We start from the raw sequence: 15785 nt of genomic DNA, 5'->3' as shown, positions 1-15785 counted from the left end.
GCTCACCACTGACATTTGAAAAAAACACAGTGGAATAGATCTGCGTTTTACCAAAAAAAGCAAATCAAAGGCGTTTTAAAGCCTCAGTTTTATGGAGAACGAACACATGAGTACCACTCTTTTCAGTCTGGCCATCGGTACAGGAACCAAGAACAGCAAAGGTGACTGGCTGGAAGTTTTTTATCCACAGCCTCTGACCTCTCCTTCTGAAAAACTGGTGGCTGCGGTTACTGAAATAGTTAAGTATGAAGGCGGCAACAGCTTTGTTGAGCTGGACAGTGCTACCTGCCATGCGCTGGAAGAAACCTTTACCAACATTGGTGAAGAAAGCCTGGCCGCTGTGATGAAGAGTCTGGAAGTCAGCTCTCAGCCACGTGTAGTTACCTTCCTGAAAACCGATGTGTCTCCTGTCAGTACTCCGGAAGCCTACCTGAAGCTGCAACTGCTTTCTCACCGTCTGGTTAAGCCACACGGCATTAACCTGTCCGGCATTTTCCCACTGCTGCCAAACGTAGCTTGGACCAGCGAAGGTGCAATAGACCTGAGCGAACTGACTGCCCGCCAGCTGAAAGCACGAGCTGAAGGTCGTGTACTGAGCGTGGACTCTGTGGATAAGTTTCCAAAGATGACCGACTACGTAGTACCAACCGGTGTCCGCATTGCCGATGCAGCCCGTGTGCGTCTGGGCGCTTACGTTGGCGAAGGTACTACCATCATGCACGAAGGTTTTATCAACTTTAACGCCGGTACCGAAGGCAAGAGCATGATCGAAGGTCGTATCTCTGCCGGTATCATGATTGGTGAAGGTTCTGACCTGGGCGGCGGTTGCTCCACTATGGGCACTCTGTCTGGTGGTAACGACATTGTTGTGTCTGTTGGCAAGAACTGCCTGATCGGTGCTGAAGCAGGAATCAACATTCCTCTGGGCGACCGCTGCACCGTTGAAGCAGGCCTGTATATAACGGCAGGAGCAAAAATTACTCTTCTGGATAAAGATAAAAAGCCGGTTGAAGTAGTTCGGGCAACCGCACTGGCTGGAAAATCCGATCTGCTGTTCTGGAGAAACTCACAGACCGGTGCGATTGAATGTCTGGCTAACAAAAGTGCTATTGAGCTGAATGAAGAGCTGCACGCTCATAACTAAGAAAAAATAGTTACTGAGCAGTCTTCACTCTGGAAGACTGCTCTTGCTCATAATCAATTTTCAGACGGTATAATGTAGTAATCCAACCCATATCGATTTGATATAAAATCCTCCCCTTCTTTGATTCTTACCACCTTCTGTCGACTTTCAGTTTTTTTAGCTCGAATATGTGCAGGCAGTCCTCTGTCATTCACGGCATAGAACATTGCAGGAACAATGACTAATGTATGACTTTCACTGGCCAATGCCGCCAAGGATTCACTCTGCCAGAACTGTACATTAATCATTCTGGTCAACATCGTTTCTCCATCAGGGCAGCCGGTGTCAGTGCACTGATTCCCATGACTGGGGACAGGCTGATTTCTGTATTTGGAGGGAACACCTGACATATCAGAAAAAACCCGGTAGAAAATCTGAGGAGTCAGGGCTTTTTTGAGTTCTTTAATTCTTTCTTCTCTGGAGTCGTTATCTGGATACTGTTCTTCAAATGGTTTTACATTTACTTTTCTATTCTCTGCAACAAGATCAACACCAGAAAGATACAATATTTTGTACGTATCAAGAGACAGGTAATCCAGCGCACTGAAATACGTCTTGATTTCATCCCATTTCTGATCTGTATGCTCTTCGGAATTAGCCTCCTCAAGTGCTATCAGTGCCTTTTCCCCCAAACCGGACATACCGATAACCAGACGTTTAAGCCAGCCCTTATTGCTGAGGGTCATGACTAATTCTGTAAAAACAGTTTCCTCCCAAGATGTATGCCCCCCGTCCATAGACACAATGACCTGATCAACATCCAGTAGGTCTTCTTCCATCCAGGAATAAGCCCAGTCACGATTCGTTGGCGCATCCATAATTCGAGCTTTTACCAACTCGGATTGCTCTCTACTTGCCAGTTCATAGTCAGCCATAACAGACAGAGATAGCAGGAACAGACACACCCCAGGAAAAATACGTTTCATTCGAACCTCTACGATAAACAGCTAGAACAACAGAATAGTTAAGTTAGTGAGTTGGACATTAAGGGTTCTGATAAATTCCATTGATCACTGGATTCTATATCCTGTAAACTGCCTCAAATTTAGTTAGACAACCTAACCAATATGACAGTGCAAACTCTGGCTCAATCCTTCGACCGCATTGAACGGCAACTCTCTCGACTGTGGCGTGTACAAGCGGCTACTCAGAGCATCAATACAGATGTCTCATACAACGAATATGACTACATCAGAACAGTCTTCGAGTTGGGGTCACCTCGTCTCTCGGATCTGGCAGCAGAGATGAAAATAGCCAAAGCCTCGGCCACAGTGATGGTGCAGAAGCTGGAGAAGCGAGGCTTTCTGAAGCGCAGTCCCTGTAATGAAGACCGCCGTGCAATCCGTATCAGCGTGACAAAAGAGTCCGAACAGATGTTTGAGGCCGACCAGGAAGTGTTTGCCCAGCTTATAACCGACATCGGATCAGGCTTAAACAAAAAAGAACTCTCTGATCTGGAGCGACTGCTCAGTAAGGCTTGTGGCCAGTTCTCTTGAGGCTATCTCTTTTTTTACATTTAATTAATTAGTTAGACTAACAAATAGATAAATTATGGAATCTCCCGTTTCGTCCCCGTCAGAGACCAGCAAGTTGTCTCAGACCCCCATCAAGAAGCTGTTCTGGCATTACACCTTGCCAGCCATCGCAGGCATGCTGGCCAGTGGTCTTTACGTGGTTATTGATGGCATATTCATTGGCCAGTTCGTTGGCACCGAAGCTCTGGCCGCTATGAATCTGGCCTGGCCCGTTTTTGGTGTTCTTATCGGTGTAGCCCTGATGTCAGGTATGGGAACAGGCGCTCTTTACTCCATTGCCAGAGGTAAGGGAGGACATAAAAAGGCAAGTCTTATTCTTGGCTCATCAGTACTTTTGATGTTGTTTTTGTCGGTGCTGACTGGTGTATTACTGTTCAGTTTTGGCCACTGGCCGTTACTTTGGATGGGAGCAAAAGATCAGGTTCTGACCATGGGTGAGGAGTACCTGAGAATAGCCAGTTTTGGCAGTCTCGCTGTTATGCTGGGCATGGCACTGCCCATGATTATTCGTAACGATGAACACCCTACCCTGTCGATGTCTATCATGGCCGCAGGTGCCGTACTGAATATAATTCTCGACTACCTCTTTATCGTCATTCTGGAACAGGGGATGCAAGGTGCTGCCATCGCTACCGTCATTGCCAACGCAGCAACTGCCCTGGCTGCTCTGGGATATTTTGTCTCAGACTATGCCAAGGAACGAATTACACGACAGTCACTCATTTTTAACTGGAATATCAGCAAAAACATTTTGAAAACGGGTATGCCCAGCCTCGCCATGTTTCTCTATATGAGCTTTGTGCTGTTTATCCACAACCGACTGTTCCTTGAGTACGGTGGCGTTGTCACTCTGGCTGCCTTCACCATTGTCGGTTATGTGCAAGCCTTGTTTTACATGCTGGCAGAAGGCGTAGCCAATGGCATTCAGCCTCTGATCAGTTTCAGCTACGGCCAGAACAATAATAAGAATATCCGTGAAACACTTTTTATGGGCATGAAGTGGATATTAAGTGTTGGCTTTGCAACCTTAGCAGTGGTTAATCTCTTTCCCGATCAAATTGCCTTTATCTTTAACAGCAGTGATTCTGTTCTGCAGAGTGAAACCTCACTGGGTCTCCGCCTGCATCTCTTCACCTTGTTTCTGGATGGATTTATTGTGGTGGTTGCTGCCTACTTTCAGGCTCTGGCCAATTACCGCATTGCTACCGTAATCACTATGGGTAATATGCTGGTTCAGCTGCCTTTGCTGTTTATTCTGCCGAAACTGATGGGCGTGACGGGTGTCTGGATTGCCTTACCTCTGTCTAATATTGCCCTGGCAATTGTGGTGGTTTACCTATTGATGAAGGATTTGAAGAAAAGAACAGTTTAAACCAGATTATTTTTCGTCAGCACACGATGGATTTTTGTTGAGCTCTTCGCCAGTTTACTGAGATCACCCAGCTTTGGTACTTCACCCTGATCCAGTCGTGTGCTCCAGTCTTCCAGCTCCTGATCAAGGAACTCCATCAGTTTCTTTGCACAGCCTATGCATTCACCTGAACAGATCTCTGCTTCGGACAAACCAAAAGGAATAGCCTCTCTAACCTGTTCTATTAACTGATTCATGGCTGCTTGAGGTTCTGGTTTCATGGTTCTTGCTCTGCTACCTGATCACTCAAGAATAAGCTCTGATCACAATATGATGTATTCGTACAAACACAATACGCTTGTCTTTCATTGTTCTCCTTTTATCAGAAGTACTTGGTCATGATCTAAAGAATCACAGTTCAACAAAGTCCAGAGCTCTGCCTGATACAGCCGAACTTCTCGAAATAACAACCGCCTGCACCAGCCACTGTCAAAATAATGATCACTTTTAACCACAGCCTCTCTGAGACATAGCTACCTCTGCTTCGAGCCGTCAATTCCATGAAAAAACGCTCACTATAATTCCTGACAACTGCGACTCATTCCAACAATGCTCTGGCAGTATTAAGGAAGCGATTCGCGGAATTTAACCATGGATAGGAGTAGTACCATGACCGCAAGGATGCTCGGCACCATTGCCGTTGTTTTTTCGATGCTGTTTACCGCAGGTTGTTCCAACACACCAAAGAAAGAGACCGCTGCCAAGCCTCACTGGGCTGGATGTATGGCTAAAGGTGGTCTAGTACTGGGAATTCCAGGTGCTGCATACAATTTGGCCACAGGTGGAGCAGCGTTTGTTGCCGGTGCTGTGCTTGGTGGCTCAGCCTGCGCCATGGCAGATTCTGCCAAGGCTGAAGACAATGGCTATATGGGAGTACCTGCAGTAGCCGGGATGTCGACCGCTCATTTCGCACTGGATTCAGACTACCTCACTGACAATGCCAAGACAGAAATCAGTGACATCATTGGGCAGATTAACGACGATACTCGAATTGATATCATCGGTCATGCCTGTGATCTGGGAACACGTAAGCACAATCAGGATCTTTCAGAAAGAAGGGCTGACAGTGTTTACAAGTACCTCGAAAGCCGAGGCATTCCGACCAGCAATATGAAGCAATGGGGTGAAGGTGAAGATAACCCGATTAACGCCAATGCGGATGAAGCACAGCGTTCAGAAAATCGCAGGGTTGAGATTCGTGTAATGAAATAATCGGAACTGCATTTCATGATCAATAAAACCGGCTGTAATCGCCGGTTTTATTTTTTATAAGACGTCATCAATCAGTAATCACTTTCAGTAAATCCAAAGCACTTATAATACCTTTGAGCTTTCGGTCTTCCGTGACAAATACTCTGTGAATATGACCTTTCACCATGGCATCAGCCACTTTGATCAGTGGTGTGTCGGTAGACACTTCAAAGACGACAGGTGTCATAATATCCTGAATCAATACACTTTGATCGACCGACTCATGAAACGCTCGCTGGTCTTCAGGAGACAGGTCTGCGTCCAGCATGGATTGGTAAAAATCCTCTTCCCTTAAATTAAGATCTACTAATCCATTGCCAGTCTGGCGAACAATATCGGAAAGCGTCACGACACCGACCAGCTTGGACGAAGAGTCTGCAACCGGCGCTCCGGAAATACTCTTATCGGTCAGAAAACGGGCAAGGCGGTCAACCGGCCAGTCGCAGGGTACAGTCATAACATCACGGGTCATAACCTGTGCTGCTGTGACTGCATGGAGGGGGTTCTCCTGAGCCATATCGATCTCTCCACCGAAGCATTGATGATCACAGTATGGCCTATTTTCAAAAACAACTATCTTGACTCACGTCAATTCACACAAACAGACAAAACACGCCAGTTCCGTTAAGCTGAAGAGCTGGGAAGTTCTTCCTTTTTATCGTCTCCGATTCGACTGGCAACAGCACTGTGCTGACCTTTGTATTTCGCGTCATTACGCTTGTTGTAAGGACGGACTGCAGGACTGCTCATGGTTTCAAAATTGATCGCACCAATACCCATCCCCGGACGCAAAGCCAACGGTAATTTTCCACCATTGAAGAATTCCAGAACGATTTGTCCACTCCAACCCGGATCAATTCGGTGAGCGGTAACGTGCACCATCAACCCCAGACGCGCCAGTGAAGAACGACCATCCAGCCAGCCGACAATATCATCAGGCAGAGTAATGGCTTCCTGAGTGACGGCCAGCGCCAGTTCGCCCGGATGCAGGAAGAAAGCGTCTTCCTCACCTTCCAGCACAATTTCCTTACTCATGATGGAGTCCAGCACCCGGTTAATTTCTTCCCTTGGGCCACTGATATCCACATAAGGCGCAGCGTGATCATTAAAGACCCTGAAGCTGTTGCCCAGAGTCAGGTCGACGCTGACTCCGCTGATCTTGTCCGTACCCGGTCGTGGCTCAATAACAATACGGCCATTATCCAGACAGTTTTCTATGTCCTGATCACTCAATCTCATGGTTGCACCTGATCCTGTTCAAAAAAACCGCTATGAGGATGAAAATAGCGGCTGTTTCGGCAACTGATTGTTGTTTTACAGACATTATACCGTCAGCCCTGCCAGCAAAGGAAAGGATTCGATAGCAACATTGGTTTAAACTGCAGGACTCATATTTCAGATGTCAGGAAAACGCCCCTCGATGAAAGTGCTGGTAGTTTATGCCCACCCCAACCCGGAAAGCTTTAATGCAGCGATTCTTCACCAAACCGAAGAAAGCCTGATAGAAGCCGGGCATGACGTGCACGTACTGGACCTCTATAAGGAAGGCTTTGAAGCCAGCATGTCTCTTGAAGAACGGGAACGCTATATGACCCGAGACAATACCGACGGTATTGAGCAGGATATAGGCAGGCTACGCTGGGCTGAAGCACTGGTATTTATCTACCCAACCTGGTGGATGGGACCACCTGCCATTCTGAAAGGCTGGCTCGACCGTATCTGGCTGCCAGGAATCGTTGCGACCTTTGAAAACGGAAAGGTCAAACCGGGGCTGACCAAAATCAAAAAGATTCTGGTGATTACCACACAGGGAGCGGCCAGATGGCGAATGGCCGCTGTTGGTAACCCACCCAGAAAAATGTTCCGATTGAGTCTCAAACAAGTCACCAATAGTGTTAAAGCCGACTGGATGGCTTTGTACAGTATGGATAAGGTGACAGAAGAAAAAAGAGTTGGTTTTTTAAAGAAGGTTCAGAAGCGAGTGATGAAGCTTTAGTTATTAACTATTGCTCCATCACTAATAAACGACATCAGTCACTGGTAAACAGTCAAGGTAAGGTCGCTACCTTTGATCATTCCTGCTTTTGCCTGATTTCCGAAACTGTCTCAAAGCCAATACCCCAGTTGTCGGTAGGCACTTCGTCGATAACGACAAACGTAGTTTTAGGGTCTTTATTCAGAACATCCTGTAACAGTTTCGTTGTCCCTTCTATCAGGGCTTTCTTTTCTGCTGGTGTTACTCCCTCATCAGTCACTTTAATATTTACGTAGGGCATTTGGCGCTTCCTCGTCTAGAAAGGATTGAATCAAATCGGTAAAGAACTCAACTGAATTAGAACCCACTACCAGTTGCTTCTGATTAAAGATAAAAGCTGGAATGCTCTGAATAGACAGACTCTTAGCTCGAGCTTGTTTGGCCTGGGTCTGTTCTATTATTTTCTTCGAATGAAGAGCTTCTTCAGCCTCCGAAGCACTTAATCCAGCTTTTGAAACCAAGGCTAAAAGCACATCGGTGTCGCTGATATTCGCTCCCTGCGAGAAGTAAGCGTATTTAAGCTCCTGATTCAAAATAAGGTGCTTATCAAATGTTTCTGCCCAATGCAGTAAGCAGTGGGCTTTGAACGTATTGAAGTAATGAGTTCTTTTGGCAAAGTCATACTCAATACCCACCTCTCTACCTTGCCGTGTAATGTCCTGCTGATAGTCTCTTATGCGCTCCTCACTCCAGTTCCACTGCCGTTGAAACATAGACATGATTGTTTCTCCCTCAGGCGGAAGTTCCGGGTTTAGCTCATAGGGCAACAACTGAATCCGGGCTCGCACATCACTTTCAAATGGCTGTAATGCCGTCGTCAGATTGGAATAACCCAGCGGACACCATGAGCAAACGGCGTCGTGTACCATCTCGATTTTCAGTACTTTCATGACGCCCTCCTTTCTGAAGAACTGGCAACATCGGTATACATTTTATTAACAATCAACCAGCGTCCCTCTTCTTTCAGCAGCCCCAGATAGTCGATATAAAAATGATCGAATAACGGGCACTCCAGTTTAACCATTGCCTGTCTCTGGGTTATCTCAATAGCAAGCGTTCGAAAGTTAAATGCATGTCCCTGTGATTCCGGCGAGGATCTGTTCTCTACATCCATCAACCAGCGGCTGAGCGACCGATGATTATCTGGGGCTGCCAGCATCGCGGAAGAGTGAAAAATACTTCTCAGTTTGGCGCTATCACCCGTGTATAAGCCTACAAAATAAGCACGAATAATTTCATGGATCGCTGAAAAGTCTTCGTCCGACTTGACCAAAAAGCTCACCCCTCAGCCTCCATAGTAAGAGCACGCTGGAAGGTTGGACGACCGAGAACACTGGTCAACATGGCAACCGTGCGTGGACCTGTTTCTATTTCAACCGGAAAATGTTCACCCCAGCGTGAATAAACCGTCAGCATGATATCCGCCGCAGATACTAAGTCTCCACCGAGAAAATTTTTATCCTGTAACTGAGTTTCAACAAACTGCCATAACTGATTAATAGCACCAGCCGCTGCTGAAAATGCTGCGTTCCTTGCATCGCCCTCAGGAAGATTTTGTGCAATGAAGAACAAACGACCATAAGCCGGATGCATGGTTGCGTTGGCGAACATAATGTTCTGAGTCGCCTGCTGCTGAGCGTCTTCGTCTTGCGGAAACAACTGGTTTGGTTTTTGTTGCAAGAGCTGAAGCAATATTGCCGCCCCTTCAACCAGTGTTTTCTCACCATCAACCAGCACCGGTACACTTCCAACCGGATTAATCTCCCTGAAATTATTAATCCCCGTTTTATTAATCAGTGTGACCTGTTGATCGAGTTCCAACAGGACAGTGAGCGTAGCGAGGGAGCAGGCGTCTGGCAGGTAATAGAGGGTATACATGACTTTCTCCAGGTATGAGTGATTGTCTTAATCGACTCAATCAGAGTAAATGCCTTGCCAGGTTTCATATATATCTACAATATGAACACACTGTTCACTCTCAGGAAACACAATGGATAAGCTACGAGCCATGTCGCTGTTTGTAAGGCTGGCGGAACGTGGCAGCTTTACCCTTGTTGCAGATGAACTGGGTACATCTAAATCAATGGTCAGTAAAGAAATCAGTCGCCTGGAAGCAGACATTGGTGCCCGATTACTGCACCGCTCTACCCGCTCCCTGCAGCTGACAACGATTGGTAATGGTTACCTGAAGCACTGTCAGGAAATACTGGAACGCATAGAAGCCGCTGAAAGCTTTGTGCACGGTGTTCAGGAACAACCACGGGGAAAACTTAAAATAAATGCACCGATGGCATTGGGAATGTCACACCTCAGTCAGGTCTTCGCCGATTTCATGCAGGAATACCCTGAGATGGAGCTGGATATTCACCTAAATGATGAACCCGTTGATTTGATCGAAAATGGTTTTGATCTTGGTTTCAGAGCAGCCAGTCGTACATTTGACTCCAACTATATTGGCAAGCCGTTGATGGATTTCAGTTATGCCGTCTGCACTTCCAAAAGCTATCTACAAAAACATGGGGCTGTTACTCAGGTAGAAGACCTTGTCCACCATAACTGTTTTATCTACAGCTATTTTCGTGGTCAGGATATCTGGCCATTGCAAGAGGGCGTAAAAATCAAAGGAACTCTTCGCGTAAACAGCACTCCCTTCATGCTTGATTTAATCAAAGCTGGACTGGGGATCGGTTTTATTCCGGACTTCATATCTGCAGGTGCGATCAAGGAAGGCAGTGTTATCGAGCTGCTTCAAAAGGTAGAGAAACCGAGACTGACACTCTATGCGATGTATCCGGCTCGACACTTTGTTCCGCCGAAAATCAAACTATGCATCCAGTTTCTGCAGGACTGGTTTGAGAAACATCAGAAAGAAACAGTGTCCCGGTAAAGATTGACCTGAGGATTAATGACTCGGACCGTATATTAAAAAGGCACTGTTTGAGTAGATTCAAACAGTGCCTTTGTCAGGCTGAAATACAGTTTAGTCGTTCGTAAACGAAATAGTCGGCATCTCCGGTTCCTGAAGATTCTTCAGGGCCACCTCAGCCGCCACTTTTCGAGCCATATCCTTATAGATATGAGTAATCTGGGAATCAGGTTCAGCAACAACCGTTGGTGCGCCACTGTCAGCCTGCTCACGAATCATCATGGACAGAGGCAGTGAGCCCAACAGTTCAGTATTGAATTTGTCAGCAATCTGACTGCCACCTCCTTCGCCGAACAGATGCTCAACATTACCGCAATTGCTGCAAATGTGAGCCGCCATATTTTCAACCACACCCAGTACCGGAATGTTCACCTTCTTGAACATCTCGATACCTTTTTTGGCATCGATCAAAGCAAGATCCTGAGGTGTCGTAACAATTACACTGCCAGTAACAGGTACTTTCTGAGCCAGTGTCAGCTGAATATCACCGGTACCCGGTGGCATGTCGATCACCAGATAATCCAAATCATTCCAGATCGTCTGAGTCAGTAACTGCTGCAATGCGCCACTGACCATAGGACCACGCCAGACAACCGGCGTATCTTCAGTCACCAGAAATGCCATGGACATAGCTTCAATGCCATGAGCTTCAATAGGCACAAAGAACTTTTCATTTTTAACATCAGGGCGAGTACCGTCGGCGATGCCCATCATCATGCCCACACTTGGGCCATAGATATCAGCATCAAGAATACCCACTCGGGCACCTTCAGCGGCCAACGCTAAAGCCAGGTTGGCACTGGTGGTTGATTTACCAACACCACCTTTACCGGAAGCCACAGCAATGATGTTTTTGACGCCAGACATGGCTTCCAGCTGACCTTGTACAGGCGAGCTTTTCACAGTCCAGTCAACATCGACCTTAGCTTTCTCAACACCGTCAACGTCTTCAATCTTGGAGCTGAGCATCTGGCCAATGCCAACCTTCAGGCCATCAGATGGATAACCAAGGTCTACAGAAACAGAAACAGAGCCGCCTTCAATGGTCAGCGACTGGATACAGCCAGCTGATACCAGGTCCTGTTTCAGATAAGGGTCGTAGTAAGTTTTGATGGCTGCTTCTACTGCAGCACGATCAGGTGCACTCATCAGCGCCAGTCTCCAAAGGTGAGAATGGCGAATAGACTAATGATTTATGAAGGGTTGCGCCAGTGAACTAGCGGCTCTTTAATGATTCTTTAAGTTTATCAAAGGCACTGCGACCAGCATTAGGGTCAATACCCTGCTTTTCCATCTGTTTTCTGAGCTTTTGTTCCGCTTGCTCTTCTGCCAGGCGAACTGCTTCCTTATTACGGCTGTCTTCCAGTCCCTGCAGAATCTCGGCTTCCAGATCTTCGCCATCCAGAACTCTATTACAAATGATGTTGTAATTGCGTTCAAAGATCGGCAGAGCAATACGTTGCTCTTCGCTGCGCAGAGTCATCCAGCCTGTCTGTTTGGCTGCCAGATAGATAGCAATATGCGACCAGCGATAGTTTCGGCTTTGATCGGGAGAATGACAGGCTTCGTAATACGCCTGGAGTGGCTCCTTCAAACCCATCTCATCGTAACGTAACCTGCAGAGTTCACGGATATCACCAAGATCAGGAAAGAACTTGCTGGTATCCAGCGCCTTCTGTCCTGCCAACATAATTCGCTTTGGACTGAACTCTTTTAACGATTGATACCAGACCCGCTTGGCACGGTTAACATCATCATCGGTAGGAAAAGCACGTTTGAACTTCAGTGGATAAGCATCTTCGAGCAGAGTAAACAGACCGTTAATAGCGTAACGATACTGTTGCTTCTGCTCTACGCTGGCTGACTGCTCATTAGAAGAGCCGTCAGAAGGGTTCGTCGTCTGGCTGGTCGAAGTTGACCTGGACATCGTCGTCTGCCCAGCTGGTGTCTGTAAGCTTCTCAGCTGTTGATCGATTAGATCTTTGCCCTGCTTCACTTTGGCTCCGTTTCCACTGATAGATCACATGGTTCTTGAACTTGTTCTGCCAGGCTTTTCTTGCTTCGCCGGTTTCCCGCCAGTACAGCTTGAACTCTACCAACTGCTGCAGGGTAAACTCGGTCGGAATGCCATGGTGCGCTTCAAGAAACTCAACGTAGACAGGGTCAGGCTGAAAATCTTCCGGCAATGACTGTACTCGGGAACCGTCCAGCTTATCTGCCGCTGGAACCTGTTGCTTGAATACGGGGTGCTCTTCCCTGGTTCGTTGTGAAGCGTCTTCCAACTCCCAAGGCAGTGCACCGGCATTGCGCTGGCGAATATAACGTCGTTTCTGATCCTCGTCCGTCATGAAAATAACAATACCTGCCTTACCGGTTCCGGTCTACCGATCAGGAATTCAAAATAATTAAACTGGAGTCGTCTGTGCAGGCCTGATAAGTCGAAAACAGGGCCCAACCGGAATATTGAGTGGCACACCTCCGGACATTCCCGTAGAAACAGGGAGCAGGACATTTTAACGTCGAATGCATCACGGTCATAGTTAAATTTGAGCCATTTTGTTTATGACCCTAATCTCTAACCTATACACAAAAAGGCGTTAAAGACAAAAGAAGATTGCCCAACTCTCAACACCAGCCCTTCAAATATCGTATAATCCCTCTTTTACTTTTTTATTCCCCAATTCAGCGAACTGACGTCGAATGAGCCAACGCAAAATTCTTGTTACCAGTGCCCTGCCCTATGCCAATGGGCCTCTGCATATGGGTCACCTGGTGGAATATATTCAGACCGATATCTGGGTTCGTTTCCAGAAGCAGTTCGGCAACACCTGTACCTATGTCTGCGCTGACGATGCCCACGGCACTGCCATCAGCCTGCACGCCGAGAAGCAGGGCATTACGCCGGAAGAATCCGTAGCCCTGATCAACAAAGAGCGCGTTCGCGACTTTGGCGAGTTTATGGTGGAGTTCGACAACTATCACTCTACTCACAGCCCGGAAAACCAGACGCTGTCAGAAGCTATCTATCTGAAGCTGAAGGAAAAAGGCCATATCGCCAGCCGCAGCATTACTCAGGCATACGACCCTGAGAAAGAGATGTTTCTGGCTGATCGTTACATCAAGGGTGAGTGCCCTAAATGTGGTACTGACGACCAGTATGGCGACAACTGCGAGAAGTGTGGTGCTACCTATTCTCCGGCTGATCTGAAGAATGCCCGCTCTACTATCTCCGGTGCAACGCCGATTGAGAAGGACAGTGAGCACTTCTTCTTCAAACTGTCCGACTTCGGTGACTTCCTTCAGGAATGGACCCGCTCCGGCACTATCTCTGACGAGATTGCCAACAAGCTGGCCGAATGGCTGGATGCTGGTTTGCAGGACTGGGACATCTCCCGTGACGCGCCTTACTTCGGTTTTGAAATTCCGGGTGAACCTGGCAAGTTTTTCTACGTTTGGCTGGATGCACCTATTGGCTACATGGCTGCGTTTGAAAACCTGTGCCAGAAACGTGATGACCTGAACTTTGACGAGTACTGGAAAAAAGACAGTGACTGTGAAGTTCACCACTTCATCGGTAAAGACATTGTTAACTTCCACTGCCTGTTCTGGCCAGCCATGCTGAAAGGTGCAGACTACCGTACACCGACTGCTGTAAACGTCCACGGTTACCTGACCGTGAACGGTGAGAAGATGTCCAAGTCCCGTGGCACCTTTATTACAGCTCGTACCTGGCTGGATCATCTGGACCCTGAATACCTGCGTTATTACTACGCAGCCAAGCTGTCCAACCGTATTGACGATCTTGACCTGAACACAGACGACCTGGTTCAGCGTGTAAACTCCGACCTCGTAGGTAAGGTAGTTAACATTGCCAGCCGTAACGCCGGTTTCATCAAGAAACGTTTTGGCGGCAAACTGTCGTCCAACAATATGGTTGAAGAACTGACGGCTGATTTCCAGCAAGCCGGTGACCGTATTGCTGCTCTGTACGAGAACCGTGAGTTCAGCAAGGCCATGCGTGAAATCATGGCACTGGCTGACAAGGCTAACGCTTGGATTGATGAAGTTAAGCCATGGGTTGTTGCCAAGGAAGAAGGCAAGGATCAGGAACTGCACGACATCTGCTCTGCCGGTATTAACCTGTTCCGTCTGCTGATGATTTACCTGAAGCCGGTTCTGCCGGGCATGGCTGCCAAAGCGGAAGCTTTCCTGAAAATTGAGCCGCTGAGTTGGGCTGACAGCCAGACGGTTCTGCTTGACCACGAAGTGGCCAAGTTCAAGCCGTTGATGACCCGTGTTGAGTCTGACAAGGTGGCAGCAATGATTGAAGCCAGCAAGGAGGTGCTCGCGCAAATGGCTGAACAGAAACCTGCTGAAGCGGCAAGTTTAGCCAGTAATGAGTGGCTGGAAAAAGAACCTGTGGCTGAGGAAATCAAGTTTGATGATTTCGCCAAGGTTGACCTGCGTATTGCCAAGATCGTTAACGCCGAGCATGTAGAAGGCGCTGGTAAACTATTGCGCCTGACTCTGGACATTGGTGAAGCAGAGACCCGCAACATTTTTGCTGGTATCAAGTCTGCTTACGCGCCAGAAGCCCTGATCGGCAAACACACGGTAATGGTCGCCAACCTTGCACCACGCAAGATGAAGTTTGGTGTCAGTGAAGGTATGGTTCTGGCGGCAGGCCCTGGCGGTTCTGACCTCTGGATTCTGGAACCTCACGAAGGTGCCCAGCCTGGTATGCGCGTGATGTAATGTGCCGTTTCAGCGGTTCACTTTTGTTGTGAGTAAACCGCTGATTCCGTGCAAACAGGTAAGGAAACGCCAACACGCTGTGAAGCCATCCTTGGGCGCTCAGCCCCGGCATCCATGCCGGAGGATGGTCGGCTTATTCCTTACCTGTTCCCTCTAGATTCAATCAAACAGAATTTAGCTTTCAGACTTACTGCTTTTTTAGTAGTAAATCACCTTCGATTGGAATGTAACGTGTCGCAGCATTAATCAGCGATGCAGCCGTAAGCTCTCGTACACCATAAACATCCACGTCAACGTCGTAAGCATTTCTCATTCGATCCACCAGCATATCGAAGTCACCGTCGCCCGAAGCTAAAACGACAGCGTCCGACTTAGGTGCGTATTCCATGCCATCCAAAGCAATGCCTACATCCCAATCGCCTTTGGCAGAACCGTCAGATCGCTGAATATAAGGTTTGAGTTTTACCTCAAAGCCAATGGCTCGAAGGATGTTCTGGAACTGTCGTTGCTTTGGGTCACCACGATCAATAGCGTAGGCAATGGCTTTTACGACCTTTCTACCGGCAGTCGCCTTTGCCCAGAAGATATTGAAGTCAAAGTTACAGCGGTGAATCTGTTTGGTGGTGTAGTAGATATTCTGGACGTCTACCAATAGCGTAACTCGCTGTTCTTCCTGCTGTGACATCCTG

General features: G+C 47.6%; 19 protein-coding genes. 7 read left to right on the top strand and 12 right to left on the bottom strand.

Translation table 11 applies throughout. The features are described 5' to 3' along the window. Positions 1-106 precede the first annotated feature (106 nt). Positions 107-1144: a 2,3,4,5-tetrahydropyridine-2,6-dicarboxylate N-succinyltransferase gene (dapD, locus tag EOPP23_RS03340; protein WP_153764562.1), complete on the top strand. Its 1038-nt coding sequence runs from the start codon at positions 107-109 to the stop codon at positions 1142-1144. Positions 1145-1197: 53 nt separating this feature from the next. Here dapD and EOPP23_RS03335 read toward each other — a convergent pair whose 3' ends face one another. Continuing rightward, positions 1198-2109, bottom strand: a complete 912-nt coding sequence (locus EOPP23_RS03335; RefSeq protein ID WP_153764561.1) for a hypothetical protein — start codon at positions 2107-2109, stop codon at positions 1198-1200. A 141-nt stretch (positions 2110-2250) separates the two neighbouring features. On the opposite strand from EOPP23_RS03335, the gene EOPP23_RS03330 reads away from it, so the two are divergent. Both EOPP23_RS03330 and EOPP23_RS03325 read left to right on the top strand, forming a co-directional pair. Beyond that, positions 2251-2679: a MarR family winged helix-turn-helix transcriptional regulator gene (locus EOPP23_RS03330; protein ID WP_153764560.1), complete on the top strand. Its 429-nt coding sequence runs from the start codon at positions 2251-2253 to the stop codon at positions 2677-2679. Between the two features lie 55 nt (positions 2680-2734). Further along, positions 2735-4090, top strand: coding sequence for an MATE family efflux transporter (locus EOPP23_RS03325; protein ID WP_153764559.1), 1356 nt, complete (start codon positions 2735-2737; stop codon positions 4088-4090). Here EOPP23_RS03325 and EOPP23_RS03320 read toward each other — a convergent pair. Then, positions 4087-4350, bottom strand: coding sequence for a hypothetical protein (locus tag EOPP23_RS03320; RefSeq protein ID WP_153764558.1), 264 nt, complete (start codon positions 4348-4350; stop codon positions 4087-4089). The genes EOPP23_RS03325 and EOPP23_RS03320 overlap by 4 nt on opposite strands. 388 nt (positions 4351-4738) lie before the next feature. Here EOPP23_RS03320 and EOPP23_RS03315 point away from each other — a divergent pair, with 388 nt between their 5' ends. Next, complete coding sequence (locus EOPP23_RS03315; protein WP_194842480.1) at positions 4739-5341, top strand: OmpA family protein; 603 nt, start codon at positions 4739-4741, stop codon at positions 5339-5341. Between the two features lie 67 nt (positions 5342-5408). Here the strand turns inward: EOPP23_RS03315 and EOPP23_RS03310 are convergent, their stop codons facing one another. Continuing rightward, complete coding sequence (locus EOPP23_RS03310; protein WP_153764556.1) at positions 5409-5897, bottom strand: CBS domain-containing protein; 489 nt, start codon at positions 5895-5897, stop codon at positions 5409-5411. Positions 5898-6004: 107 nt separating this feature from the next. After that, a complete protein-coding gene (dcd, locus tag EOPP23_RS03305; protein ID WP_153764555.1) occupies positions 6005-6619 on the bottom strand; it encodes a dCTP deaminase in 615 nt (204 codons plus the stop codon). 181 nt (positions 6620-6800) lie between these two features. On the opposite strand from dcd, the gene EOPP23_RS03300 reads away from it, so the two are divergent. Then, entirely contained in the window at positions 6801-7376 is a 576-nt protein-coding gene (locus EOPP23_RS03300) for an NAD(P)H-dependent oxidoreductase (RefSeq protein ID WP_194842479.1), read from the top strand. A gap of 76 nt (positions 7377-7452) precedes the next feature. Here EOPP23_RS03300 and EOPP23_RS03295 read toward each other — a convergent pair whose 3' ends face one another. The 4 genes from EOPP23_RS03295 to EOPP23_RS03280 are packed head-to-tail and all read right to left on the bottom strand — an operon-like array spanning position 7453 to position 9293. Then, positions 7453-7656 carry a 4-oxalocrotonate tautomerase family protein gene (locus EOPP23_RS03295; RefSeq protein WP_153764553.1) on the bottom strand — a complete coding sequence of 68 codons (204 nt, stop codon included), beginning with the start codon at positions 7654-7656 and terminating at the stop codon, positions 7453-7455. After that, a complete protein-coding gene (locus tag EOPP23_RS03290) occupies positions 7637-8305 on the bottom strand; it encodes a DsbA family protein (protein WP_153764552.1) in 669 nt (222 codons plus the stop codon). Before EOPP23_RS03290 ends, EOPP23_RS03295 begins: the two co-directional genes overlap by 20 nt. Further along, on the bottom strand, positions 8302-8697 hold the full coding sequence (locus EOPP23_RS03285; RefSeq protein WP_370514605.1) for a nuclear transport factor 2 family protein: 396 nt from the start codon (positions 8695-8697) through the stop codon (positions 8302-8304). The genes EOPP23_RS03290 and EOPP23_RS03285 overlap by 4 nt, the downstream gene beginning before the upstream one ends. Continuing rightward, positions 8694-9293 (bottom strand): glutathione S-transferase family protein, encoded by a 600-nt coding sequence (locus tag EOPP23_RS03280; RefSeq protein WP_153764551.1) that lies wholly within the window; start codon positions 9291-9293, stop codon positions 8694-8696. Before EOPP23_RS03280 ends, EOPP23_RS03285 begins: the two co-directional genes overlap by 4 nt. Before the next feature lie 112 nt (positions 9294-9405). Here EOPP23_RS03280 and EOPP23_RS03275 point away from each other — a divergent pair, with 112 nt between their 5' ends. Continuing rightward, positions 9406-10302 (top strand): LysR family transcriptional regulator, encoded by an 897-nt coding sequence (locus EOPP23_RS03275; RefSeq protein WP_153764550.1) that lies wholly within the window; start codon positions 9406-9408, stop codon positions 10300-10302. Positions 10303-10395: 93 nt separating this feature from the next. Here EOPP23_RS03275 and apbC read toward each other — a convergent pair whose 3' ends face one another. From apbC to EOPP23_RS03260, 3 genes are all read right to left on the bottom strand, one after another. Continuing rightward, complete coding sequence (gene apbC, locus EOPP23_RS03270; RefSeq protein ID WP_153764549.1) at positions 10396-11490, bottom strand: iron-sulfur cluster carrier protein ApbC; 1095 nt, start codon at positions 11488-11490, stop codon at positions 10396-10398. Positions 11491-11557: 67 nt separating this feature from the next. Further along, complete coding sequence (locus tag EOPP23_RS03265) at positions 11558-12268, bottom strand: replication protein P (protein WP_153764548.1); 711 nt, start codon at positions 12266-12268, stop codon at positions 11558-11560. Then, positions 12225-12689, bottom strand: a complete 465-nt coding sequence (locus tag EOPP23_RS03260) for a DnaT-like ssDNA-binding domain-containing protein (protein ID WP_153764547.1) — start codon at positions 12687-12689, stop codon at positions 12225-12227. Before EOPP23_RS03260 ends, EOPP23_RS03265 begins: the two co-directional genes overlap by 44 nt. Before the next feature lie 352 nt (positions 12690-13041). Between EOPP23_RS03260 and metG the strand changes: the two genes are divergently transcribed. Further along, positions 13042-15096, top strand: a complete 2055-nt coding sequence (gene metG, locus EOPP23_RS03255; protein ID WP_153764546.1) for a methionine--tRNA ligase — start codon at positions 13042-13044, stop codon at positions 15094-15096. Positions 15097-15283: 187 nt separating this feature from the next. Here the strand turns inward: metG and EOPP23_RS03250 are convergent, their stop codons facing one another. After that, positions 15284-15781 (bottom strand): NYN domain-containing protein, encoded by a 498-nt coding sequence (locus EOPP23_RS03250; RefSeq protein ID WP_153764545.1) that lies wholly within the window; start codon positions 15779-15781, stop codon positions 15284-15286. Positions 15782-15785: the final 4 nt, after the last annotated feature.

Source organism: Endozoicomonas sp. OPT23 (genome assembly GCF_009653635.1).
Lineage (GTDB): Bacteria > Pseudomonadota > Gammaproteobacteria > Pseudomonadales > Endozoicomonadaceae > Endozoicomonas_A.
The sequence above is the reverse complement of the archived record's forward strand: the minus strand, read 5'-3'. Positions and strand labels throughout refer to the sequence as shown.